We start from the raw sequence: 25,542 nt of genomic DNA on the forward strand, positions 1-25,542 counted from the left end.
TAAATATTCAGCTGATTTGGGTACCGAACGCTAAGTCATCATTGACCTATTGATTAGTTCGGTTCCTGCTCGATTGTTAACCTAAAAGGCGTGCCCGACCAGCCCACAATCCAAACAGACCGAAAGCAAACAGTGGTAATGCTGCTGGTAATGGTACGGCACTTGGGTTAATAAACCGACTGGCTAGCTCTTCGGTTGAGAAAGTACCATCACTGCCAAAGGTCCAAGAAGAGAAGTTAGTGAATTTACCTGAGAACAGTTCATTGCTGGCAACGCCAAGAGAGAGATAAACCAACGCATCAGCAATTTCAAATGACAAAATATCAGACAGCGAAAAGTCATTGAAGAAAATGCTGTTATCCCCTGCTGCACCGTCGAAGATGCCGGTGCTGAATTTACCCGAGGTTGACGTTAGTCCATCGATGATCAACTTGTCATTGCCGCTGCCAAAGATGACATCGCCGATAATCTCGCTGTTGCCCGTGAGTAGCAAGCTGCTGTTACCTTGAGTTGGAGACAACTCAATGGCCTTGCCAGAACGACCAACCAATGTGCCGCTGTTTTCAATAGTGATTTCAGAAGTGCTGGCACCATCGGTACCAATCGCCATGACGCCTTCGATATAGCCTTCGTTAACAATGGTCAATGGTCCTGCTTCACGCACTTCACCAACCAATGGCTCATACAATGAATCAACGTCGATACCATTGCCGCCATCTAATGGATCACTCGCCGATCCGGTAGAGACGATGACACCAGTAGCGTGGTTTGTAACCTTGCCTTCATCAATGTCGATACCGTCATCGCTGCCTAGGATCACGCCGTAGTTATTCGCTTCACCGCTGGCAAATTGCACACCGTCTTCATCATCAGTCGCACCTGCATTGGTCCAAGTCTTGGTGTCTGCATCCCATGACAAACCATTCAACGCAATGGTGCCGCGGTTTTCCAGCGTGAAATCTTCACGCGCTTCAATGACTTCTTCACCACCACGTAGCGTGCCGTAGTTAACCACGGTGCTGCCCGGTCCACGGGTTTGTATGGCACGACCATTGGCGCTTTCGATCAGACCATAATTTGTAATCTGTGCGTTTTCTAAAGCGAAATCATCATCCAATCTCACTGCCTGATTTTCTGCAAAGATTTTGCCGCTCTCACGATTAATCAGAGTGAAGTTATCAGCGTTGTCCTGAAGACGAATACCCCGGTCGCCGCCACGAATAGTGCCTGAGTTGTCGATTGTCAGATTCGCGCCTTTGCCTCGGATACCATCGCTATCGCCACTTTCGAGCAGGCCCTGATTGTTAACTGATTGGTTCGAGCCACCCAATTGCACAGGGCGTCCACTCGCACGGACAATCTGAGCATCGCTTTGGATAGTTACAGCCAGGTTATCTCGGTTGTCATTGATATTACCGCTGTCTACCGCGGTACAGATTAACGTCGGTGAAGCAGCCGAACCACCAGGAAGACAGCTAGCCGCCATTGCTGGCACGTTGTATAGTGCCGCCAATACTGAAACGAGTACTAATTTATGCGTATTTTTCACGTGAACTCCAAGTCAGATAATGAACATCGAACCCGAAGATAGTGAATTATTGTGACAAATCTATGAATTTTGAAATTAATGTGAACTGAGGCACAAACCCAAAACTGAAAAACTGATAACTGTTGAGTTCAACCCGGCCTTTTGACTTAATGAATTTTACTTATTACGTACATTGCGTACTAAAAACGAATTGCCAGTGCCACGTTTTAATTCAAATAAATCAATGGCTTTAAACAGGCTGCTGAGATTTTTAAACCCATAATTTCGAGTATCAAACGAGGTCTTATTCGAGATGTTTGAGCCAACCGGCCCAAGCATAGCCCAACCGTCTTCGTCTTCCGTTGCCTCGATGGCCTGCCGCAGCAAATGTATCAGTTTGGTATCTGATTTGATGTTCTTTGGTTTTACCGTTGTTTTTGTGACTTCTTTTTCCTGATCCAGAAAAAGAAACTTAGAGCAGGCATTTACAAATGCCGACGGTGTTTTCCGTTCACCGAAACCCAATACAACCTTTCCTTCCGCTAAGGCTCTGGTCACCATCGGCGTAAAATCACAATCTGATGACACAAAACACATCACATCAATTTGCTTGGTATACATCACATCCATCGCATCAATCACCAATGCGATATCTGACGCATTTTTACCCTTGGTTAAATCATATTGCTGGATAGGTTGAATGGCATATTCATGCAACAGATCTTCCCAGGCCTTTAACGTTGGCGACTTCCAATTGCCATAGGCTTTACGAATAGTGACCACTCCATAGTTTGCGACCTCGCTAAGAACATCTTCAAACTTACTTGCTGGCGCATTATCCGCATCAATAAATAATGCGATTTTTTGTTTTAATTCATCCATGTTACTGCCTCGGCTTCTATATCAATTTGTAAATAGAGGACCATCCTTTTAAATCATCCTTGTTTGCCCCCTTTTCTTTAGCAAATCTATCACAGTGGTTAACCATGTTAAGTAGTTAATCCTGAGTCTTTGGCTATGAGGTAGGGAATATAATCAAATTGTTCAAAATCGATGACAAAACGTTCGTCACTTCTTTTCCCTCGAAAGAAAGAAGCAGAATGATTTTGTCCTTGCAAGATGAGACAAACTATCTCTAGGGCGTCCAAATCCACTGCCGGTCCAAAATAGACTCCAGTTAGCGCTTGGGACTCATACACCCACTTGGTTCCTGCTTCCTTGTGAATGCATCTCCACTCTTTCTCATATCCCCACGAACTAGACTTGGTACAGTAAAGGTCAAGAATCTGTTCATAGTTATTATTAAGTAAAGCGTCCGTAATGCTCAGAGAAGGCATCGTTTGACAGTAACGAACTTTTCTAGCTTTGGAAAAAGGCTCATATTGCGTATCGAATTCAAGACATATGCCTTTATACTTGTCAGCGTAATGCGACCACATTAAAAGTTCATCATTCAGCTCTGAAAAACAGGTAACACCACGTGTCCGAATATTTTTTTCAGCGATTAGATTCATACTTTCTTGGCCGATTTTTTTCAGCCATGCTCTCAACTCATTTGCATTAGCACTTTTAAGAGCATGCCTGGTAGTATCAGGAAACTCTTCGATTCGTGAATATTTACTTCTAAACTCTTCCACTTCTTCAATTGTCGGCTCTCTAACATTGGCCCGAATCGCACAATCGTATGGGTCATTGAAGTTCGCAGGAGGGCCAAAATACAACACCTGCGATTTTAAATTCAGTAAAGTCTGAATTGTTAATGGCTCGTATTTATATAATCTTTGAGGAATGCTCATAATCAAGCTAGCTGACCTATTAATTTTCACTTAGTAGAGAAGGTGAAGCCCTTATGAAAAAGACGTCGCCATGTTGGACCTTGCTAGCCATTTTTGAATGCATTGCGTATTTCTTTGGGAACAAGGGTATATTTTGACACTTCACCTATAATTTCTGGATTCAGAGAGAATGGCAAATTCTCAGCCATGGGCGAGGTTTTAATAGATACTTTTTTCCTTTTAGATGTTGTGTAGTATAAATTGCACCAAACTAAATTAGGTCTGGCTCTGGAGTCTCTTTTCTCTAATGTTTTCTCAAGGAAACCGCCGGGGATGAGTGTATTTTGTTTAGTAGGTTTTTCGATTGACTTTTTTAGATCATATTTATCTTTTGATACCGAAACAAACTGATTTCCAGAATAGATATATAGCTCAGCATCACAAAAACGGCGCAACTCCCAAACTGCCCGGTCTAGAACGGCAATCTCACAATCTGTAATAAACCAAGAAACCTCTAAATATCTAAATCTTGCACCAAATCCTTCAAGTCGTTTTATTAATTTCTTTGTTTGCTCTGAAAGCTCAACATCAACATTCTTGTAAATTAGCTCCAAGCTTCTGTCAACTTCATGCTTTATGGGCTTTTCAGGCTTTGTAATGCGTGTGAGGATTGCTATGCATTTGGCATATTTTTCAAGAGCATGAAGTGCAGACCAATGAAACTGAGGAATCAAGCCAGCTCTGTATGCCATGCGGGCATGAATATAGTCTCTATCAGAAAATCAATAGGGTCAGAGTGTTTGATTTTTCGCTTGCTCAAATTGCCTACCCGATTTCCTGTAACCACCACTATAAACCGATTCCACTTAAGGTTCAGTCTGTTGCTCAACCTGTCGTTCTAAATGCTCGATAATCGAAACATAATTTTTTGTATTGTGCTCTTATTGGTTCTTTAAATAACTGTCTCATTATTTTTTATAATGGCTCAAGGACACGTTCGGCCTGCCGATAACGAATGATATCGTTGACAGGAGTATCCTGATGTTTAATCGCCACCTCAAAAAACAACTCGAAGATCAGCATGAAGAATTAGAGACTCTCCGCCAACTCGTTGCCCAAATGGATCGGGGAATGCTGTCCATCACCCTGAATGCCGATTTCAATATCTCTGCCGTAAACCAAGGCTTTGCCGATGCCCTCGGTTTCCAAAAAGAGCAGCTGTTGGGGCGGCCATTGTCCGAGCTTGTGCCGTCTTACGTTACCAAGCTGCCCTGTTTTCGAAACTTCAATCAAGCCGTCGCTAAATTCGAGCCGGTCAGCGACAACTACCGCTACCTGCGGGCCGATGGCTCACTAGCCTGGCTGAATCTTCAATGGCTTCCGGTACGAGGAACCGACGGCAAACTCTCTTATCTACAGGGTTATGCACGCGACGTAACCAAAACAATAGAAGACGCAAAAGAAAGCGAGTCATTCATTGATGCATTGATCCGCTCCACCGCGGTTATCCAGTTCAACCTTGATGGCACTGTCATTACCGCTAACAAACAGTTTCAACAAGCAATGGGCTATCAGCTAGAACAAATCGTCGGTCAGCACCACCGTACGTTTTGTACCTCTGAGGAGGCCGCCTCGCCTGAATACACTGCCTTCTGGAAAAAGCTAAACAGCGGCGAATTCGTGGCAGACCGCTTCAAACGGATCGATAGCAATGGCTCTGAGGTGTGGCTTGAAGCCACTTATAACCCAGTCTACGACGCTGAGGACAACCTTTGTAAGGTCGTTAAATTCGCCAGCGTTGTTACTGACCAGGTTGAGCGGGAAGCTCAGGTACGCGAGGGCGCAGGTATTGCCTTCGACGTTTCACAACAAACGGACGTAAGCGCAAAAAATGGCACTATTGTGGTCCAGCAGACGGTCGAAACCATGCAGCAGATAGCTGCACAAATGCAAGCGGCGACTGAAAGCATCGAAGCGCTGGGCAAACAGTCCCTGCAGATCAACGACATTGTGCAAACCATCCGCGGTATCGCAGAGCAAACAAACTTACTGGCATTAAATGCCGCTATTGAGGCCGCCAGGGCCGGAGAACAGGGCCGCGGATTCGCTGTGGTTGCCGACGAGGTGCGAAAATTAGCTGCCCGCACAAGTTCAGCCACGGAGGAGATTGTGGGCGTAGTGGATCAAAACCAGACGCTCTCTGATGAAGTGATGCGCCAGATGTTCAGTTCCCGAGAAAAAGCCGAGAAAGGCCTGGAGCTAGCAAGCCAGTCGGGCACTGTGATTTTAGAGATCCAAGAAGGGGCAAAACAGGTGGTAGACGCTGTAGGACGGTTTGCCAACAAATTGCAGTAACGGAAGCCCCAAGCAGCAGAGAAGCAGATAAGTTGTAGAGAAACCAGGTTGAAGCTATTCCAGCTTGTACTCAACGAGGAGGCAGTAAAGGCTCTGGTTTCAGAAACGGTTCTGGATCAACGGGGCCACCTGAGTAAATGCCAAAATGAAGATGCGGTGGCGTGGTAATAGCGTTGCCAGTGTTGCCGACATATCCGAGTATGTCGCCTTTTTTAACCTTGTCGCCGGATTCAACCTCGAATGAATCCAGATGGGCGTAATAATAACGCGCACTTCCGTATCCAATCATGCTGCCCGATAGCCAGACGTGTTCGCCGCCTCTGGTACCTGTTCCGGTTCTGACATAACCATCAATCACTGCTGTAACCGGTGTTCCTCTCTCTGCAAAGATATCCACGCCGTGATGCTTTCGAGCGCCGCCATCACGATCAACACCGAAGGTACTACCAATATCCCGTTGGCCTGCTCCTTCTACCGGAAATGGTAATGAACCGCCATTAGCCATTTCCAATGAATATTCTGCATTGGCAAATAACTCGGGTTGAAGAACGATGCGGTAGTCGCCCGCTTTGGAGACAACCTGGCTATTTCTTGTGTCTTCTGCGTCCAGTGCCGTGACGGTTGTCCATTCTTGCTCATTTTTTTCGCGTCGCTCCAGGCTGGCGTAAAGCCGACTATCAGCAGTATCCAGACGTAAAAATTGCCATATCAGCTTTTCGCCTCGCTCAAGCGACACCTGATAAACATGTGCCTCAACTTCATCACTCGAAAAGGCTTCAGTTGTACGGTATTGACCAGCTGCTTGCACAGGCTGCTCACCCGCCCGATCTACAGCCTCTATCCAACGCTGCCCCAGTGGGCTATCCAACAACCCTGCCACTCGTAAACGCCAGATAAACAGATCTCTTGGAGACCAGCCCAATACATCAAAGGCAATGTAATGGAGTGCATTTTCACTGCTTTTTGCTGCGTTTTGTCGAAAGTCATCACGCACAGTCAGAAGAACAATTAATAAAACTAACAGACCAAAAAGTAACCAGGGTCTTATGATTCGTTTCTTGGGATTTGTTGCAGACTGATCAACGTTCTCGCGTTCTGCCTGAACATTGTCAGGCTCGGAGACTTGTTCGCTATCAGTTGTTTTGGTCGGGTCACTCATACCAACGTTCATCTCTTTAATAGATTATTGATATGACAACTCTAAGGAGTAATGCTCCTTGGCGATATGATCGAGGTTAAAACGATTATCCTTTACACGGCTCGTAAAAGAGGTTGAAACCAATAAGATCTATTTACTGGGTTTTGATAGTTATGCAGCTGTTAGTTCGACCTTTTGAACTCTATCCAGCTTAATGTTTTTGCCTGCTTGCCAAAGATCATAGGCATCTTGCATAACAAGCCAACTCTGGGGAGTGCGGCCAAGTGCTTTAGAAAGGCGTAATGCCATTTCGGGGCTTACTCCGCTTTGCTGCTTTAACACTCGATTCAAAGTAGATGGAGAGACGTCCAGTTGCTCTGCAAGATAGCGACAACTGAGCCCGTAAGGCTCCATATACGTTGCCATGATGAACTCACCAGGATGTGGAGGGTTGTGCATAGTCATTAGTGGTAATCCTCATAATCAAGTAGGTAGGCATTTCCATCCGAGAACTCAAAAGTCAGTCGCCAATTACCGCTGACGGTTATGGCCCATATCCCCTTTCTATCGACCTTTAGTTGGTGTAACCCGTAACCAGGTATATCGAGATCATCAATCTCCATTGCGGTATCCAAAGCTGCCAACTGCATTCTGAGCCGCTTGGCATGATTCACCTGAATACCGCGCATGCTCCCTGTCTCGTAGTAGCGCTTCAATCCCTTGTGCTTAAACGACTTGATCATGTGACATAGTGTAGCGCGTTGCGCAACGGAGTCAAGCTACCTTAAGAAGTTAACCTCTGCTTTTTTCTCTCTAGAATTTTGGCATCAAAAAACTTTTGGCTTATTCTGTGTCTAACCAAACGTAATTTATTGGTAATTAGTTAATGACAAAACCACAGTCTTTTTTTCATTATTTGCTTATCGGCTTGTTTATGCTGTCGATGCTGATGCCTGCTGCGCATGCAGAAAATAATGATATGCCTGTGCACCATGAAATGAGTCAGCAACTGCATGATTGTCATTCCGATGCTGAACCACAACCAAAGCACACTACCAATTCACATTGCGCCAGTGACAATTGTCAGTGTGCAGCAGCGAACTGTCATGCCTCTGGTGTGTTGGGTTTTCAACCTATTTTTACGCCTTCACTCTATTCTCAAAGCCGCTTGTCCATTGCTACCGAGCAGCTTATTAGCCAATCTCCCACCAAACTAGAACGTCCTCCCCGCAGTTAATCCTCCAGTTGTAATTGGTATCTACGGATACCCAATAGAAATACTCTGAGGATAGATCTCATGAAACAAATTAGTTGCTGGCTGATCGCCATTTCAGCCGCATTACTCCACTTCTCCGCGATAGCGGATGTGACCGAATATACGTTGGTCATTGACCGTGAGCCGGTCAATATTACGGGCAAAACCGTTGAACGCATCACGATTAACGGTGGCATTCCTGGTCCGATAATGGAATTCACCGAAGGTGATGAAGCGGTTATCCATGTCATCAATAAACTGGATGAGCCGACGTCTGTGCATTGGCATGGATTATTACTGCCACCGGGAATGGATGGCGTGCCGGGCCTAGGTGGTTATGACGCCATCAAACCCGGTGAAACCTTTACCTATCGTTTTCCGCTTCGCCAAAATGGCACTTACTGGTATCACGCCCATAGTCAGTTGCAGGAACAGGACGGTCATTATGGCGCGTTGGTGATTTACCCAAAAGATGAACCGGTGGTTCAAGCTGATCGGGATTATGTGGTGCTGCTTTCTGATTTCAGTAATGAAACCGGTCAGCAAATTCTCGGCAATATAAAAAAAAGCCCGCATTACTACAATTATTCACAACGTACTGTCGGCGACTTTTTTAGTGAAGTACGCGAGCACGGTTTAGCTTCGGCCTGGCAGGATGCCAGCGCCTGGGGTCAGATGCGTATGTCACCGACCGATCTGGCCGATGTGCGTTACGATGCGTTTCTGGTCAATGGCAAAACCAATGAGCAGAACTGGACAGGCCTTTTTAAACCGGGTGAACGTGTTCGATTGCGGTTTATCAATGCTTCGGCCATGTCGATGTATGACGTGCGGATTCCGGGTTTGCAAATGACCGTGATTCAGGCAGATGGACAATATATAGAGCCAGTAACCGTGGATGAATTTCGTTTTGCCGTTGCTGAAACATACGATGTGATTGTCACGCCGCAAGCCAATCAGGCCTATACCATTGCGGCTGAATCAATTGATCGGAAAGGTTTTGCTCTGGGCACCCTCGCCCCACGAGAAGGTATGAAAGGTCTGATTCCAGCTCATCGCCCACGTTCGTTATTAACCATGGCCGATATGGGACATGATATGGATCACGGCGATCATCAGATGAGTCAATCTACAGATTCAATGGATCATAGCGGGCACGATATGCATGGAGATGATCATCAGGCGATGCAGCAAGATGAACCTGCTGAAATGCAAAGTGGCTGGGCCGACGCCAGTACGCCAGAAGGTCATAAAGCACTGGAATATAGTGATTTAAGAGCGCTTGGCACACAAACCGATCTGCGTCCTGCCGAACGGGAAATTGTGGTGACCTTGGGCGGCACTATGGAGCGATTTATCTGGACCTTAAACGGGCATAAATTCGGCGACCCTGGGTTTGAGCCTATCAAACTCAATTATGGTGAACGCGTCCGGCTTATCTTTAAAAACGACACCATGATGGCGCACCCGATGCATCTTCATGGCATGTTTGTGCAATTGGAAAATGGTCAACCCGCTGAAAAATTGCCCAACAAACACACGGTGAATGTCGCACCGGGCACAGAGTATTCGGTATTACTGACCGCTGATGAGCCCGGCGAATGGGCGTTTCACTGTCACCTCTTGTATCACATGTCTGCTGGAATGATGTCTACCGTGGTGGTTGCTGAGTATGTCGAAGATAATTTGCCAGCAGCCCAACCAGCACAACACGATATGGGAGGTCATCATGATCACCACTAAATCTAATCTGATTTTCTCCATCGTATTGAGCCTGTTTATCTCCAGCAGCCACGCAGATGAACATTATGATGGCCATGGTCACGAGCATGAATCACAACTCTTTCATGCCTTATGGTTTGAAGCACAGCATGGTGGTGGCAGTGAAGGTGATAAAACCCATATTGAATGGGATGGCTGGATTGGTGGTGATACTCACAAACTCTGGCTCAAAGGTGAGCTGGAAGGCCACAAAGGCAAGCTGGAACAAAGCGAAGTCTGGGCGTTGTATAGCCGTAATGTGCATGATTTCTGGGATGCCCAACTGGGTTTGCGTGTGGACACCCAACCCGAATCCACCCGTTATTTAACGTTGGGCTTTAACGGTCTGGCACCGTATCTGTTTGAAATCCAGGCACATCTGTTTATCAGTGATTATGGTGATGTCAGTGGCCGCTTGAAACAGAAAAATCATCTGCTGTTCACCCAGCGGTTTGGCTTTGAACCCTACTACCAACTGGATTTCACTGCTCAGAATGTGGAGCGCCAGGAATTAGGGCGAGGCTTAAGTGAAGGCGAAATCGGCGTCAAACTGTTTTATGAAATCACTCGTAAAGTCGTGCCTTATCTGGATCTAAAATACGAACGCAAATTCGGTCGAACGGCGTCCATCGCCAAAAACGCCGATGAAAGCGAAGAAGATTGGATTGCTTCTGTGGGTATCAAACTGCTTTTCTAAAACCGACAAATCTATGCTTGCACTACTACCAACTGCGTTCCCACGTTCTGCGTGGGAACGCACAGTTTTGCCGTAAAAGCTTGTGCCAATATTCATGAACTTGATAAAAGTACGGTATATTCGTTTAAACCTGTTTTAAACGAATTAGCTTTTTTCAATCGGGTATCAAGTTGAGAAATCAAACATAATGCTGTCAAAACAACATGCTTTTTATCGAGATATGCCGTTAAGTGATGTCTCTGAGCAGCTGGCAGCACAGGACTGGTTATCTTCTTTTGAAATGGCTCAGATATCTCCTGGTGATTTTCAAGGACGATATCAAGAACTCGGCAATCGGGATGTCAGTGTCGTCGCCGAGCAGCAAAATTGCACTGTTCATAAACGCGGCGTGATGAATGCAAAGCACTGCACCATATCTTATGTTCGCTCTTCCAATGACGCTTTACGTTTTTCTGAATATAACGCGTATAAAAATGCACTGTTCTTCCTGCCCAGCCATGCCGAGGTAGATATTCTGGTAGGTGCGAATGTGGAAACCGTTTATTTTCGGTTTGAAGAGTCGGTTCTGCTTGAATCAGCCAGAGCCATTAACCCACAACGATGGGAAAACGCGCCCGACAGCCTGATGCTTTTAGATGCCATCGACCGTAAGCAATTAGATCAATTTACCGATTACCTTTTTTCAAATTCGGCATTTCATCCAGCTCAAAATTTGGTTTCAACTGAAGAAAATGTGACATCGTCAATTATGGAGAAGGTGTTATTAACTATTGACTCATCACTGTTAAGCGAAGCGATAACACCGGATGTAATTGCCCGACGACGAGCATGTGAATTGGTTAATCAAGCTATAGACTATGTCAATTCAGGGCTTGAGAGCCACATTTGCCCAAGCATCGTCGATATTTGTACCGACTTAAAAATCAGTCAACGTAATCTGCAGTACTGTTTTAAAAAGGTATTAAATATTACCCCTAATGCCTATCTTTATCGGCTGAGACTCAATCGAGTACGTGGCCAATTGCTTAGACCCAAAGACTCTGATGTAACGGTTACCGAAGTCGCTTTTCACTGGCATTTCTGGCATTTGGGACGTTTTTCCAGTGATTATGTTCAACTTTTTGGTGAGCTTCCCTCTGCGACACTGCGTCGTGCTCTGAGCTAATTCCTTACTTAATTTCTGGTTTGCGGAAATCGGATAGTCGACCAAAATTTCACTCTATATCCTTTGTCTCGTAGCGTGTTGCAACTCAACATGATTATTTACTCGCCAAACTCAATGTGAATTGGGGACGGAAAGTCACAGACCTCAATAAATATTAAGGTGGCTGGGCCGCAGTACTTCGAGAAAACCGATGAACACATTCTTTAACGCTCGGCCATTACTGGTTACGGCCCTCTTTACCAGCACTTTGTTATTGTCATCACTATTACACGCAGCCGATCTCTCAGGCGTGAACAACAAACTACTGTTTTTGACTGACAGTGAAAATACCATTCAGGAAGGCGCAACGCTTACCAACAATAATGATGTATCCCTTATAGAGTCGAGCGCGTTAAATAATTACGGCACCTTACTCAATAACGAGATCCTTTACATTGGCGGCGGTTCGGTCCTAACAAACCATTTTCGACTGACCAATGAAGGTGATTTTGCCGTATATGGCGTGTTAAGAAACGAGGGCGCAGCACAACTTTACAATAACAATTTTCTCTCGATTACCAGCTCCGGTGAGTTTCAGAATCTAGCGTATTTTTATAATGACGGAAGCCTGGTCAATAATGGCTTACTAAATAATCGACGGTTTTTGTTAAATAGTGGTTCGCTGACCAATAACAGCACGATGATCAATAATGTGAGTCGTACCATCAACAACTCGGGTGACATTGTTAATAACGGCACATTCACCAATCATGGCAGGCTCACCAATTCAAACAACCTGGTGAACAATGGTTCAATCATCAATACCGGTACCCTGAGAAATAGCGGCACGCTCACCAATCAAGCTAACGCGACGATTACCAACACGGGTGACTACGAAAATCGTGCCACTAAAACGACCAATAACGCTGGCACGATGAACAATGAAGGTTTATTTGATAATCGAATTAATTCCACGCTAAATAACACCGGTACGATCAATAATTCTGGGAGTTTCAATGCGGATGCGGGCAGTACAATAAACGGCACTGGGAGCTATATACAAACCGCTGGCAGCACCACTATTCATGGTGCCATGACCCAAAAAACCATTTCCATTAACGGTGGCAGTTTAGCTGGCACAGGTATCATCAATGCCGATGTGTTTATGAACGGCACAGGCAGTGATAATGTTGCCAGCCTGATTTCGGATAATGCCACCGGCACGTTAGCGATCAACGGTAATTACTCACAAGGCGAGTTTGGTGCCATGGTCATTGATTTCAGTACCAGCGGTTCCGATATGTTGAATATCTCCGGAACAGCTGATCTAGCGGGTCTATTAAGTTTTAACTTTATCGGTGATGAGCTGCAAGCTGGAACCTTTAGTTTCCTGACGTTTGCCAGCTTGATTGGCAGCTTTGACAATATTTACCTGCCCGGTTTCTCAGGGTTTGAGTTTGAAGTTATCTTTGGCGATACCTTCGCCAATCTGGTAGTGACACAAGCCATCAGTGAAGTACCCGTCCCTGCAGCCATATTTCTGTTTGCCCCTGCTTTGCTGGGACTTATGGGCTTGCGAAGAAAAGCCAGATTAGCTTGTTAAAAAATTAACGACTTCCCTAAAGCTTATTTTCCCTTTGAACCGCCATGCGAAATCATGGCGGTTATTTTTGGGAAAAATCTTATTTTTTCACCCTTAATTCGGGTTGATAACGACAGCATAAATGCTGAAATCATCCTGTTTGCGGAAATCGGATAGTCGCATTGATCCTAACTGCGTAAGTTAACTGAATTTGTTCGCTCAATAGGAATAATCCATGAACCGCCATTTTCGGTTTATACGTAAAAGAGCTTCATCTATCTTGATGTCATCATCTGAAGTCCTATCCCTTCACTACTTACATAAAACCGCTATCACATTGGTCGCAACATTGGTGGGGGCGACTGCCGTTTTAGGCACAGCCGAGGCCATTGATTATAACTGGATCGCAGGTACTGGTGACTGGGAGAACGACAGCAACTGGTCTAATGGCTTCGTTTCAGTGGTTCCAGATGAGGATGCGATAGCCTTTGTTGATAATGGCGGCACCGCGCAGGTTCTGGTGCCTGGTGCCACAGCGAGCGAAATTCATATTGGCACCCTAAGCAATGGATCGCTTGATATTTTCGGAGGAGGTCAGTTGGAGAGCTTTTCTAATAATGTCATTGGTGACAATACTGGCAGCAGTGGCGCAGTAACAGTAGACGGAATTGGCTCAAGCTGGCAGCTTTCTGGCCCAAGTGCCAGTTTGGACGTAGGCGCCTCTGGTGAAGGCAGTCTTACTATTACCAATGGCGGTGAAGTGCTCAATACTGACTCTATTTTGAGCACTTACATAGGTGACAAGTCGGGCAGCAGCGGTACGGTCACAGTGGATGGGACAGGCTCTAATTTTACGAACATTAATGGCAGCATAGACGTAGGTAACTCAGGCACGGGCACGCTTGATATCCTTAATGGCGGTACGGTCAGCAACACATTCGGTTTTATCGGCACGTCGGCAGGCGGCGAGGGAACAGTAATGGTGGACGGTACGGGATCCAGCTGGAACAACAGCAACGATTTATATCTGGGCGACTGGGGAAACGGCACACTGAATATCGTTAATGATGGACTGGTAACGGCGGCTAGGGTTGAATTCGGACGTGCTGACGGTAGCGGCACACTGAATATCGGCAATGGTGGTGCGGCAGGCATTCTTAATGCGGCGAGGGTCAATGGAGGCCCAGGTACAGCTACACTCAATTTCAACCACAATGAGAGTAATTATTTTTTTACCAACGACAGTACTTCGGGCGGCGATACTATCCGAATAACGGGAACCACCGATGTCAATTTTGTTGGCAGCGGCACAACATATATAAGTGGTAACAACACTTACACCGGCAGCACTAATATTAGTAGCGGAAAGTTAGTAGTGTATAACGGCGGAACATTGGGAAACAACAGTGCGGTGACCGTTGGTACTGGTGCCATGCTTGAAGCATTATCTGATCTGACAATTGGCTCGTTAGCAGGTAATGGTACTGTTGATGTGGATACCGGGTCGGGTGGCTTTACACTGACCGTTGGTGGCGATAATACGTCCACTGTTTTTAGCGGCACAATTATTGACTTTAGTTATTTAACTAAAACAGGAACTGGAACGCTTACCATGACTGGCAATAACCCTTATTACGGTGCCACTATCGTTAATGATGGACTGCTTGTCGTAAATGGCTCCATTGCCAACTCCGGTATAACGGTCAATACAGGAGGGTCACTGGGTGGTAGTGGCACACTTGGCAGTATTACAATCAATGGCGGCTCGCTCACTCCTGGCAACTCTATCGGCACAATGAACGTCTCCGGTAGTGTTGATTTCTCTGGTGGCGGTGTTTATGAGGTGGAAGTGGATGCCGCAGGCAATTCCGACTTAATTAATGCCACCGGCATGGCCACCCTCACTAACGGCACGGTGTTGGTTTTACCTGAGGCGGGCAACTATTCGCTTAGCACTGATTACACCATTCTCACTGCAGCCGGCGGCTTAGGCGGTACTACATTTGATAGCATCAGCTCCAATCTCGCTTTTCTCACGCCGACACTGACTTATGATGCCAATAATGTTTTTCTCAACCTTGAACGTAACTCTTCTGATTACGCATCTGTTGCAGAGACTGCCAACCAGATAGCTGTCAGTACAACACTCGACAGACTTTTTCTAGGTAACGACAGCGCTGGCATCAATGACATTTTCAATAACCTTAATATTCTTTCGGCTCAAGGTGCCCAGCAAGCCTATGACTCACTCAGTGGTGTGCAGCACACCCACAGCAATCTAATCGCTTTGCAATCACTGAATCAGTTCCAAGGTTTGCTACTTAACCGTTTGCAAAGCGGCTCCCCTACTCTGGCCAATACCGGGCAGATCCAGCTGGCCTACAATGACACCGGCACGATGACCGATGCAGGAACCTCATTAATCGGTGAAAAGCCCGCTAACACTGGTGGCTGGTGGCTGCGTGGTACTGGTAGTTATGCTGATATCGAGGGTACCTCCAATGCCAGCGGTGCCTATTACAAATCAGCTGGTACCGCCGCTGGTCGGGATATTTATGTCGATGATGCACTCACGGTGGGGTTGGCTGTTGGCTATAACCGGACCGATGCCAGCGTGTCACAAGGCAGTTTGGATGTAGACAGTTATCAGGCCGCTTTGTATGGCAAAAGGTTATTTACTGACAACTATTATGTAAGTGGTATCGCTGGTGTTGGCTATCATGATTTTGAGAGCAAACGTCGTGTGATAGTTGGTTTATCCAATACAACTGCTAGAGCGGATTACCATGCCTGGACCAGCAACCTCGCCGTTGAAATTGGCCGACTGATTGCAGTGAATGCGAATACAAGCGTCACCCCTCTCGCCGGGCTGGAATATGCCCACGTCAATCGGGATGGTTTTGTAGAAAAAGAGGCTGAAGCAGCCAATCTTAACGTTAGCCGTGACCAGCAGGATTCTTTACGCTCAGCTATCGGTGCACGTATTGAGCATCTATGGAAAACACAAAAAGGCTACCGCATTCAACCTACCGCTGAGGTGGCCTGGGTGCATGAACTTATGGATAACGAAGCGCAGATGCGTGCGGGTTTTGCAGCTACCTCGCTGGCTAACTTTCAGGTCGATGGTCCGGAGCTTGACCGTGACCGAGCCAGACTGGCTCTGGGTGTAGATATGCAGATGACTGAACTGACTTCAATACAACTGGGGTATCAAGGCGAATGGGCCATTTCCGACCAACGTCATGATCTCTCAGCAACTTTCAGAATGGTGTGGTAACCCCTCCTCCCTCAAAACTCGTTCCCATGCTCTGCGTGGGAACGCCCGTTAACCAGACAGAATCTACAACTATTCAAAATTGCGTGATTTCACGCAGCACCCTCCTAAATCCCTCACTTTTTATGCTGACATATTGCTTATTCTTGGTTTAATTTTTTAAACCGGAATAACCGCACCATGAAAAAACGTCTGTCTCCATTGGCCCTGATGATTTTGACCGGACTGGCCAACATGCCACTATATGCCGCCCACGAACATGATGATGAAACGCTGGATAGAGTGACGGTCACAGCCGCTTCTGTCCCAACGGTAGACAGCACTACATTGAGCGAAAAAGACATTAGCAGCCAACGTGCTTATAAAAGCGATACTGCTGCTTTTTTAAATGATGTGGCGGGCATGTCGATGTATTCAGGTGGTGGAGTAGCCGGACTGCCATTTATGCGTGGTTTTGCTGATGATCGTCTGCGTATCAAGGTTGATGGTATGGATTTGATTTCAGCCTGTGCCAATCATATGAATCCGCCACTCTCCTACCTCACGCCATCACGTGTTTCAGAAATTCAGGTTTATTCAGGTATCGCTCCCGTCAGCCTCGGTGGCGACAGTATCGGCGGCACGATTATCGCCAAGTCGAAACAACCGGAATTTGCAACAGATGGTCAGACCATCACCAAAGGTGAAATTGGCAGTTACTATCGCAGTAATGGTGACGCGCGTGGCGGCCATCTGTCTACGACCTTGGCATCAGAAGATTTCAGTGTCACTTATACAGGTTCCACTGCTAAAGCGAACAACTACGATGGCGGCGGTAATTTCAAACCGGCAGGTAATGCGGCAACAGACCGCGGTTCTTTGGATTCAGACGAAGTTGGTTCATCCGCTTATGAAAGTCGCAATCATGCGATTGATTTTGCTTATAAATTGGATAACCACCAGCTGCAGCTTAAATTTGCCCATCAGGACATTCCCTATCAAGGCTGGCCAAATCAACGTATGGATATGACAGAAAACCGCAGTAATCAAATTAATCTGTTCTATAACGGCTTGTTTAACTGGGGTTCACTGGAAACCTCGGTGTATCGTGAAAAAACCCACCACAAAATGCAGTTTGGCGATGACAAACAATTTCTCTATGGCTCAGGAATGATGACGGCTTTAGGGATGCCTATGGAAACTGAAGGTGATAACCGCGGCCTATCGGTTAAAGCTGAAATCAATGCCAATCAACGCGATCTGTTCCGTGTAGGAACAGAATTACAACGCTATCGTCTGGATGATTTCTGGGAAGCATCCGGTGGCATGATGATGGCTCCGAATACTTTTTGGAATATCAATAATGGTGAGCGGGATCGCTATGGCGTATTTGCTGAATGGGAAGCAGCCTGGAACAGCCAGTGGACTACGGTAGCAGGTATCCGCCATGAAACCGTGAAGATGAATACCGATGATGTGCAAGGCTACAACACCAATATGATGATGTATCAGGCGGCTGCAGATGCATTTAATGCCAGTGACCGTGATATTACCGATCATAATATTGATGCGACCTTGCTGGCTCGATTCAAACCTTCGGCTACCCATGATTATGAATTCGGCTATGCCCAGAAAACCCGTTCGCCAAACTTATATGAGCGCTTTGCCTGGTCAACCAACGGCATGGCAATGCGCATGGTCAATCTGGTCGGAGATGGTAACGGTTATGTCGGCAATGTCGAGCTGGATCCTGAAATCGCTCATACGTTGAGCTTCACCGCCAACTTTCACGATGCTAAACAACACGATTGGCATGTATCTTTGACACCCTATATTTCTTATGTGGATGACTTTATTGATGCCGAGCGTTGCAGCACTGGCGGTGGCGCTTGTATAGCAGCTAATCTGAGTACTGAAGATAATTTTGTCAATCTGCAATACCAGAATGTCTCAGCCAAACTCTACGGTATGGATGTATCGGGCTTCAAAACGCTTTATCAATCAGCTCAATGGGGAAAATTCACCGGTACTGCCACCCTCAGTTATGTAAGAGGTAAAAACCGCGATACCGGCGATGATTTGTATAACATCATGCCGCTCAACTCCACCTTATCGCTGGAGCACAGCAAAAACGGCTGGCGTAATAATATCGAATGGGTGCTGGTCGCCGGCAAAGACAAAGTCAACAATGAACGCAATGAAATCGAAACCGCTGGCTATGGGCTGGTCAATCTGCGTACCAGTTATGAATGGAAACAGGCGCGTGTCGATTTTGGTATGGAAAACGTGTTTGACCGCCTCTACAGTCACCCGCTTTCCGGTGCCTATTTAGGTCAAGGTGCCACCATGGGCACAGACATACCTTGGGGTGTGACAGTACCTGGGATGGGCAGATCGGTTTATGCTGGATTAACGCTGAAATTTTGATTTTTAACAAGCAGGAGGCAGGTCAGAAAAGCTAAAAATGTGACCTGTTAAACAGATATTTTTAGGCATAAATCAAAGGGGGCAATCACAGCCCCCTTTGTTATTTCACTAGCGATCACACTATACCTGAGCGTTTATTCGGCATGTCTTTACTCGTTCCCACGCTCTGCGTAGGAACGCATATTCAGCAAGTCGAGTTAATCCACTTTTAGAAATCAATCGAAGTAGAAACTAGCAAAGTACGTGGAGCACCCGAAGTAATAAAGCCGCGTGACACTGAGTTCCAATAGCTCTTATCCGCGACATTTATCAGGTTCACATGGAAAGTCAGTGCTTTGCCCGATACTTCCGTCACATAACGACCGCCTATATCCAACCGTCCCCATCCTGGAATACTTTGCGTATTAGCTGCATCTGCCTGTGCCTCACTGAAAGCGGTGATGCGGCTGGTGAGTGTGAGCCCTTGGATTGCCTGAATATCATATTCGCCATTCAGTACAACGTTAAACCGTGGAATACCTATCGCATCATTACCATCGTTCTCAACATTCTGGGTTTTGGTTTGCTCAGCGTTGATGTATGTCACACCACCTAACAGACGCATGCCTTTCATCGGTTGACCAAAGATAGATAACTCAACACCGCGGTTACGTTGTTCACCATCAGCAGCAAATACATTACTGCTATTGGTAAAAGTATTTGGTTGCTTAATCTCGAACACCGCCGCCGTGAGGCCATAGTTGCCCCCATCATATTTGACGCCGCCTTCGTATTGTTCAGTTACCGATGGCGCTAAAAATTCACCCTGATTCACCGTGCCGGTTGGTGCTGTTGCCCCTTGGGCAAGACCTTCGCTGTAATTTACATAGAAAGAATAATTGCCCGCTTTAACCAGTAAGGCACCTAATGGTGTCACCTTGCTTTCTTCATAGGCATTGGTCTTGATGCCAGAACTGAAAATACCGCTGTACAATTTCTGGTCTCGTGCCCCAAGCGTCAGCATGACCGTATCGTCCATAAATCCAAAGGTATTGAGCAGACCCACACTGCTAAGTTGTAAGTCACCGTTTTTCAGTAACGGATCATAATTTAACGTTGGTTCAGCTATGTTTGGATCTTCATAGATATTGCCGGTATAGCTTCCCGAAGCATGTTCCAACAGTCCTTTAGATGTGCGGTCGAGCTCACTATAGGTCAGTGCATAGCGATTGCTCACCGGACCTAAATCGAATTGACCGCGTAAACCAACTTCATACGTTTCGACATCACTTTTCGCCCGGAAACCACCGACGCGTGCGGTAAAATCTCCTGCACTATTAATGATTCGGCGCATCGAAGAGGCTGCATAAAAATACTCTTCATCGACTTCGGCCTGTCCGTAATTGGCATACACTGAAATGGCCGGGTCGAACTCGTATTCTGCCGCTGCCATCCAGTACTTATTGTGCGTATCAATAAACTCCCAACTATTGGCAAAGTTATGGTCATTGTCGGGCGCTTTGGGTAATGCAAAGCCTTGGTTGTAAGACATATTCGCTGTCTGCCCATCGGTGATGCGTTCCTGATTGGCAATATCCAGACTGGCTTTTAATCTGTCACCACGATAATCCAGCGCTAAGGCTTGATTACTCATGCTGTCCTGCTGCCGTTCAATCGGTGTATCACCATCACGCTCAAGAACATTGACACGAATACCCCAGGCTTTGTCTTCACCAAATCGACGGGCCAGATCAAGATGCCCACCAAATTGTGAATCTGAAACGTAGCTGCCGGTGAGCCATGTTAGTGGTTCATCCCCTGCACGCTTGCTGACCAGGTTGAGGTTACCGCCCACAACACCGAATGGACCAACGCCATATAGCATTGAGGCCGGGCCTTTAAGCAGATCCACACGTTCATAAAATTCAGGGGTGATTCTGCGCGTATCGGTCATACCATATAGTCCATTGACCCCAACTTGGCTGGTAAATAATGGAAAGCCACGTACCATAAAGGTTTCCGTATCACCATATTCGGCCATCGCAGTTCGAACAGAAGGATCGACTGACACAATATCCGAGATCCGCCGTGCTTGCTGATCCCGGGCAAATTCTGCGGTGAAACTTTGTGTGCTGAAAGGCGTATCAAAAACATCCACGTTGCCAAGGATGCCCATGCGACTTTCTTGCGCCACCTGACCACCGGCAAAAACCGGTGGCAAATCAGACTCCCCTCGTGCACTGACCTTGACCAGCGGCAGCTCTACTGAGCTGTCATCTGATTGATGTAAGACATATTGGCCTTTTGCATTTGGTCGCACTTCAAGGCCGGTGCCGACTAACAAAGCAGTCAACGCCGCTGGAATAGAATGTTTACCCTGTACCCCAGGACTTTTCTTACCTTGTGCAAGCTCCGTAGCACCCACCATAAAAATGCCCGCTTCTGTTGAGAAACGCGTCAGCACCGTAGATAAGGGACCCGCTGGAATGTTGTACTGTCGCCCCGCTTCTGCCTGAGTCGCCGATAATTCAGACAGATTATTTTCCTGTGCATGCACCTCAGTGATCCCAGCTATTGTTCCCACAATAGCGAGATGCATTGCCAGAACTAAAGGACGCACTGAAGTGAACTTAGCTTGCTTTTGAGAAGATGAGTGTATCAGGGGGCTGATACAAGGCAGATTACTCGTGGACATGTATTACGATTCCTCAAACATTAATTGGATACGGTGAGCATTTCATCAGCGTGACGACTGGCAGCAGGCCAATAAATCATCGATGTTTGTTGCTCTTCTATCCTCTTAATCAATTGAGCGAGCAAAAAGCGGAACCACTTTTTGAAAAAATATTTTTTTAAGCATTACGCCCTATCCTGATCAGCTATTGGCTTCAATCGTCACCCACCAGGGCAATCTGTAATGGATCTGAATGGGCAACACGTTGGTCAGCATCTCTAACGTGGTATCAGTATTACTGAGTGGAAAGTTACCAAACACCAACAGTTCGGCGACTTCGGGAGCCAAACCTAAATAACCTTTACGGTAACGGCGTAGCTCATTAACTACTTCATGTAACGGTATGTCCTGCGCCAACAGCATGCCTCTACTCCAGGCTTCTCGTGCAGGATCGGCTGGCTCGCTTTGGTTTACTATTTGTGGTGTAAAGCGTAGTTGTTCTCCGGACTTTACGATTCTTTGGGTGCCTGACTGGGTTTGAGCTTCTACTATTCCGTCATACACCGCCAGATAAGTTTCTGTGTCGTCAAGCCGAACCGTAAATCGTGTGCCCAATGCTCGAAGACGTCCCTGCGGTGTCTCCACAATAAAGGGTCGCAATGCATCGCTGGCTGTTTCAATCAGGATCTCACCTGTCAGCAGAGTCAAATGTCTTATATTCAAGGTGTAATGTTGATTGAAAGCACTGGCCGTATTGAGCCAGACCCGTGTTCCATCGGATAAAACCACTTCAAGGCTTTCGCCCGTGGCGGTGCGATAGTCGGCTTGCCAGGCTTGTGTCATCAGAGGAAGCGGAGTATGTCGCATAGTGAACCAACTCAAGATGCCCGTTCCTGCCAAAGCGGCAATACAACCTAACACCTGCCGGCGTTTTATCACGCGTGAGTTAGCTTCCCACAATCCCTCAGCGGCACGACGTGGATCGGAGACAGATTGCATCGGTTCGAAATGACGACTGACACGCTCAACATAACTCCAGGCCAAACGATGTTCATGCGATCTGGCCAACCAAGCCTTCCAGTTAGCTTTATCAGTTTCAGCCACTTCGTCCGAACTGAGCAGTGCGTACCACTCAGCAGCCTGCTCCATGACATGGTGTGCTGGTTCCGCCTGAGTTGCGGCAGATAAAGCAACAGATTTATCCATATTTGTCAGACGAAACTGGAATCAAGATCAATCATGGTATGTCGGGCCTGCAACTGCATGCATTTGAGCATAGCTTGAGCAACATATTTACGAATCATTCGGGTAGAAACACCCAACTCTTTCGCAACTTCACCATGGGTCATTTGGCAGCCTTCTGTTAACAGAAATGCACGTGCAGCCTTGGAAGGCAATTCAAGCAACATGGCGCCGATCTCGTGTAATGCCTCTAACACCATGATCTGTCGCTCGGCTGAAGGAGCAAATTCTTCTGGCTGACTGGACAGAATATCGAGCCAAGCCTGTTCTATCTCTCGACGATGCCATAGATTAATACACATCCCTTTGGCCATGGTTCTTAAATAAGCACGTTCCTCCCCGACATTATCGAAACCCCTTGGTGCAGGTTTATAGATCAACCGTAGAAAAACATCATGTGCCAGATCGGCAGCATCCGCAGCATTTCCCAGACGATTAATCAGCCATGCTCTTAGCCAGCCATGATGATCGACATACAGATTCTCAATAGTTGGTGTTGTATATTCCGAGACGGTCATGAGCTGGCGGGATCTCTCAAACGATAATGAAAACTGTTCTCATTAATATACTGTTTGAACGCTATAAAGGCAAAACTGAATTGATGGATGGACTTACTAAAGCATTTCAGTTGGAAGCTCTAGCAGCCTTTCACCACGCCAGACTCGAATAATGATTAGCTCTGTGACTTGTCTAAGATAGACAATCCGAAATGGTGGATGGATAAGTTCTCGAATATTTGCTTGATTGAATTCAGGTACTAATCGACCAACATCAGGGTGCTGAGACAGCATGGTTGAATGGTCCAAAATGGCTCGAACAAATTGCTCTCCAATCTGCGGCACGCCTTGTTCTTTGTAGTAGATTTGAATAGCCTGTAAATCATCAATTGCAGATCTTGCGAAGCGTAATTCCATTTAGTCTATGCCTTGGGCTTGTTGATCTTTCATACTCACCACTCTCACCACTGCTGGAGGCAATTTTTTCGTCCTAAAAGGCGGAAAAACAGCCCCGGTCCTGCGGGTTGAGACTGAAAATACACCACTCTTCGTTGCTCGTCGTTTATTTAGCATGACTAAACGGCTCTCCTCGCTCCTTGATTGGTGCATTTTCAGGCACAACAGAGGCGGCTATGAAAAATCAACTAGCCCTAGTGATTTCTTGGCTTCCTCCAAAGATACCGTGTTACCTTCACGAACATCCATGAGACCTTGAGCAACAGCTTTTACAAACCGCAATTCCTCTGCATTTTTTTCATAATCCTCAAGCCCTTGCACGACTGCTACACCACGTCCTCGGCTGGTTAGCAATATAGGTCTATGAGTATCCTGAGCACGTCCAACCACTTTTCCCGGATTGATTTTTAAATCCGATAGAGGAATAACGTCTTCTGAAAATTTTACATGCATGACAATCTCCAAAGTTCTTAAATTTCAGCCATTAATAGCACCTGTTAACAGGTCCGTCAAACACTGCGTTTAAAAGTACTACTTTTAGAATAGTTGCACTTACCATTTGCTCTTTTTCGAGCTACGCATATTAACTCTTAAATGCTGTGGGCTCTCAAAAACTGAACTAAATTGAAGCCAAATTAATAATATGCCCCAAATTTGGGCAATATCGCTGACTTCTCTCAAACCAGGTTTAATGACAAAAATTCTTGGTTTCAGCTCAAAGCTGTTGGTTTTACTGAGTTAAGTTTTTCATGCAAGTTGTAAAGCCAGTCTCAAACTGACACGGTGTATTTTTTGCTTATACATCAGATTATTAGCTGTAATAGGTGTCAGCATTATGTTCAGTCAATCTGCTGTATTTGATGATGTGAATCAGCATGCCCATTCTTTGCAAAACTGGCCGCAGGAATATAACCAGTTAAGCTCCGGAAAATTTGAAGGTTTTCTGGAAGATATTCAGCTGGAAACAGTTCGGGTATTTCGTGAGCGAATGAAGCAAAGTGTCGTGCAAAATACTCATACACCGACTGGCAAAATCAGCTTAATGATTCCTCATCATATGGAGGCCAGTGATGCCTCGGATCAGGCTCGGCAGATCATGTTTGATGGAGTCACCCTGCTCCCCTACGAAAGTGACTTTGCCTTTGTTGGACCAGCGGAATTGGATTACAGCGTCATTGCTATTAATCAACAACGGTTAGGTGAATTATTAAGCCATGAAACTTACTCACGCCTAATCGGTTTTAAGAAAAGTCATGGAGTAAAAACCAGCACTGACACCTTAACCCGACTACGTAATCAGCTTGTCCTACTTATTGAGCAGTTAAAATCCATTACGGATGATCCAGCGTTATCGGAAATACAGATTCAACAACGGTTAAAAGCCGCCGAAGATCACATTATCTTGATTGCATTGACCTTATATGAGGCCACTGAAACTAGCATCGGCCAACCGAAACGGTTGGGCAATCAGCATAACTATATTGTGCAACGCTGCCACGACTATGTGACGTCAAGCGAGGGCAGCTGTGCCAGCGTGGTGGATATTTGTGAGTCATTACATATTCCGCATCGCACGCTAAATTACAGTTTTCATAAAGCTACTGGCACCTCACCAATGCAATATCTACGTGCTGTTAAACTGAACGCCGCACGGCGTGAGTTGGTGCAAACAGGCTTCTCAATCACCGATATTGCTGCCAATTATGGCTTCTTTCATATGGGGTATTTTTCGCAGGAATATCGCCGTTTATTTGGCGAAACGCCGAGCATGACGCGTAA

At 46.2% G+C, this 25,542-nt stretch carries 21 protein-coding genes and 1 riboswitch; of the genes, 9 read left to right on the top strand and 12 right to left on the bottom strand.

Annotation, left to right across the window (positions count from 1 at the left end; genetic code table 11):
- Positions 1 to 76 precede the first annotated feature (76 nt).
- The 4 genes from ACN0V2_RS01905 to ACN0V2_RS01920 form a co-directional block, all read right to left on the bottom strand.
- A complete protein-coding gene (locus ACN0V2_RS01905; protein WP_417549097.1) occupies positions 77 to 1,549 on the bottom strand; it encodes a hypothetical protein in 1,473 nt (490 codons plus the stop codon).
- Positions 1,550 to 1,705: 156 nt separating this feature from the next.
- Positions 1,706 to 2,410 (bottom strand): NYN domain-containing protein, encoded by a 705-nt coding sequence (locus ACN0V2_RS01910; RefSeq protein ID WP_417549098.1) that lies wholly within the window; start codon positions 2,408 to 2,410, stop codon positions 1,706 to 1,708.
- Positions 2,411 to 2,517: 107 nt separating this feature from the next.
- Positions 2,518 to 3,324, bottom strand: a complete 807-nt coding sequence (locus ACN0V2_RS01915) for a DUF2971 domain-containing protein (RefSeq protein WP_417549099.1) — start codon at positions 3,322 to 3,324, stop codon at positions 2,518 to 2,520.
- Between the two features lie 83 nt (positions 3,325 to 3,407).
- Complete coding sequence (locus ACN0V2_RS01920) at positions 3,408 to 4,037, bottom strand: hypothetical protein (RefSeq protein WP_417549100.1); 630 nt, start codon at positions 4,035 to 4,037, stop codon at positions 3,408 to 3,410.
- 307 nt (positions 4,038 to 4,344) lie between these two features.
- Between ACN0V2_RS01920 and ACN0V2_RS01925 the strand changes: the two genes are divergently transcribed.
- A complete protein-coding gene (locus tag ACN0V2_RS01925; RefSeq protein WP_417549101.1) occupies positions 4,345 to 5,658 on the top strand; it encodes a methyl-accepting chemotaxis protein in 1,314 nt (437 codons plus the stop codon).
- Positions 5,659 to 5,728: 70 nt separating this feature from the next.
- On the opposite strand, the gene ACN0V2_RS01930 is transcribed toward ACN0V2_RS01925, so the two are convergent.
- From ACN0V2_RS01930 to ACN0V2_RS01940, 3 genes are all read right to left on the bottom strand, one after another.
- Entirely contained in the window at positions 5,729 to 6,817 is a 1,089-nt protein-coding gene (locus ACN0V2_RS01930) for a M23 family metallopeptidase (protein WP_417549102.1), read from the bottom strand.
- A gap of 150 nt (positions 6,818 to 6,967) precedes the next feature.
- Positions 6,968 to 7,261 carry a HigA family addiction module antitoxin gene (locus ACN0V2_RS01935; RefSeq protein WP_417549103.1) on the bottom strand — a complete coding sequence of 98 codons (294 nt, stop codon included), beginning with the start codon at positions 7,259 to 7,261 and terminating at the stop codon, positions 6,968 to 6,970.
- Positions 7,261 to 7,539, bottom strand: a complete 279-nt coding sequence (locus tag ACN0V2_RS01940; RefSeq protein ID WP_417549104.1) for a type II toxin-antitoxin system RelE/ParE family toxin — start codon at positions 7,537 to 7,539, stop codon at positions 7,261 to 7,263. Before ACN0V2_RS01940 ends, ACN0V2_RS01935 begins: the two co-directional genes overlap by 1 nt.
- A 143-nt stretch (positions 7,540 to 7,682) precedes the next feature.
- On the opposite strand from ACN0V2_RS01940, the gene ACN0V2_RS01945 reads away from it, so the two are divergent.
- The 7 genes from ACN0V2_RS01945 to ACN0V2_RS01975 all read left to right on the top strand — a co-directional run bounded on the left by ACN0V2_RS01945 (position 7,683) and on the right by ACN0V2_RS01975 (position 18,915).
- Positions 7,683 to 8,033 (top strand): hypothetical protein, encoded by a 351-nt coding sequence (locus ACN0V2_RS01945; RefSeq protein WP_417549105.1) that lies wholly within the window; start codon positions 7,683 to 7,685, stop codon positions 8,031 to 8,033.
- A 60-nt stretch (positions 8,034 to 8,093) separates the two neighbouring features.
- Positions 8,094 to 9,794, top strand: coding sequence for a copper resistance system multicopper oxidase (locus ACN0V2_RS01950; RefSeq protein ID WP_417549106.1), 1,701 nt, complete (start codon positions 8,094 to 8,096; stop codon positions 9,792 to 9,794).
- Positions 9,781 to 10,509: a copper resistance protein B gene (locus ACN0V2_RS01955; protein WP_417549107.1), complete on the top strand. Its 729-nt coding sequence runs from the start codon at positions 9,781 to 9,783 to the stop codon at positions 10,507 to 10,509. Before ACN0V2_RS01950 ends, ACN0V2_RS01955 begins: the two co-directional genes overlap by 14 nt.
- A gap of 187 nt (positions 10,510 to 10,696) precedes the next feature.
- Positions 10,697 to 11,674 (top strand): helix-turn-helix domain-containing protein, encoded by a 978-nt coding sequence (locus tag ACN0V2_RS01960; RefSeq protein ID WP_417549108.1) that lies wholly within the window; start codon positions 10,697 to 10,699, stop codon positions 11,672 to 11,674.
- 94 nt (positions 11,675 to 11,768) lie between these two features.
- Positions 11,769 to 11,850: riboswitch (cyclic di-GMP riboswitch) on the top strand.
- 14 nt (positions 11,851 to 11,864) lie between these two features.
- Positions 11,865 to 13,256, top strand: coding sequence for a hypothetical protein (locus tag ACN0V2_RS01965; RefSeq protein ID WP_417549109.1), 1,392 nt, complete (start codon positions 11,865 to 11,867; stop codon positions 13,254 to 13,256).
- A 214-nt stretch (positions 13,257 to 13,470) separates the two neighbouring features.
- The gene (locus ACN0V2_RS01970; protein WP_417549110.1) at positions 13,471 to 16,512 is read left to right on the top strand and encodes an autotransporter domain-containing protein; all 3,042 of its coding nucleotides are present in this window, start codon (positions 13,471 to 13,473) and stop codon (positions 16,510 to 16,512) included.
- A 177-nt stretch (positions 16,513 to 16,689) separates the two neighbouring features.
- Entirely contained in the window at positions 16,690 to 18,915 is a 2,226-nt protein-coding gene (locus ACN0V2_RS01975) for a TonB-dependent receptor plug domain-containing protein (protein WP_417549111.1), read from the top strand.
- 208 nt (positions 18,916 to 19,123) lie between these two features.
- Here the strand turns inward: ACN0V2_RS01975 and ACN0V2_RS01980 are convergent, their stop codons facing one another.
- From ACN0V2_RS01980 to ACN0V2_RS02000, 5 genes are all read right to left on the bottom strand, one after another.
- Entirely contained in the window at positions 19,124 to 21,589 is a 2,466-nt protein-coding gene (locus ACN0V2_RS01980; RefSeq protein ID WP_417549112.1) for a TonB-dependent siderophore receptor, read from the bottom strand.
- A 180-nt stretch (positions 21,590 to 21,769) separates the two neighbouring features.
- Positions 21,770 to 22,774, bottom strand: coding sequence for a FecR domain-containing protein (locus ACN0V2_RS01985; RefSeq protein ID WP_417549113.1), 1,005 nt, complete (start codon positions 22,772 to 22,774; stop codon positions 21,770 to 21,772).
- Between the two features lie 5 nt (positions 22,775 to 22,779).
- A complete protein-coding gene (locus tag ACN0V2_RS01990) occupies positions 22,780 to 23,328 on the bottom strand; it encodes a sigma-70 family RNA polymerase sigma factor (protein ID WP_417549114.1) in 549 nt (182 codons plus the stop codon).
- Positions 23,329 to 23,424: 96 nt separating this feature from the next.
- Positions 23,425 to 23,724 carry a type II toxin-antitoxin system RelE/ParE family toxin gene (locus ACN0V2_RS01995; RefSeq protein WP_417549115.1) on the bottom strand — a complete coding sequence of 100 codons (300 nt, stop codon included), beginning with the start codon at positions 23,722 to 23,724 and terminating at the stop codon, positions 23,425 to 23,427.
- A 213-nt stretch (positions 23,725 to 23,937) separates the two neighbouring features.
- Positions 23,938 to 24,216 carry a type II toxin-antitoxin system Phd/YefM family antitoxin gene (locus ACN0V2_RS02000; protein ID WP_417549116.1) on the bottom strand — a complete coding sequence of 93 codons (279 nt, stop codon included), beginning with the start codon at positions 24,214 to 24,216 and terminating at the stop codon, positions 23,938 to 23,940.
- 382 nt (positions 24,217 to 24,598) lie between these two features.
- Between ACN0V2_RS02000 and ACN0V2_RS02005 the strand changes: the two genes are divergently transcribed.
- Positions 24,599 to 25,542: helix-turn-helix domain-containing protein (locus tag ACN0V2_RS02005; protein WP_417549117.1), on the top strand; the 944-nt coding region annotated here is incomplete at its 3' end.

Source organism: Methylophaga sp., assembly GCF_048266885.1.
In the GTDB taxonomy this organism is placed as follows: Bacteria; Pseudomonadota; Gammaproteobacteria; order Nitrosococcales; family Methylophagaceae; genus Methylophaga.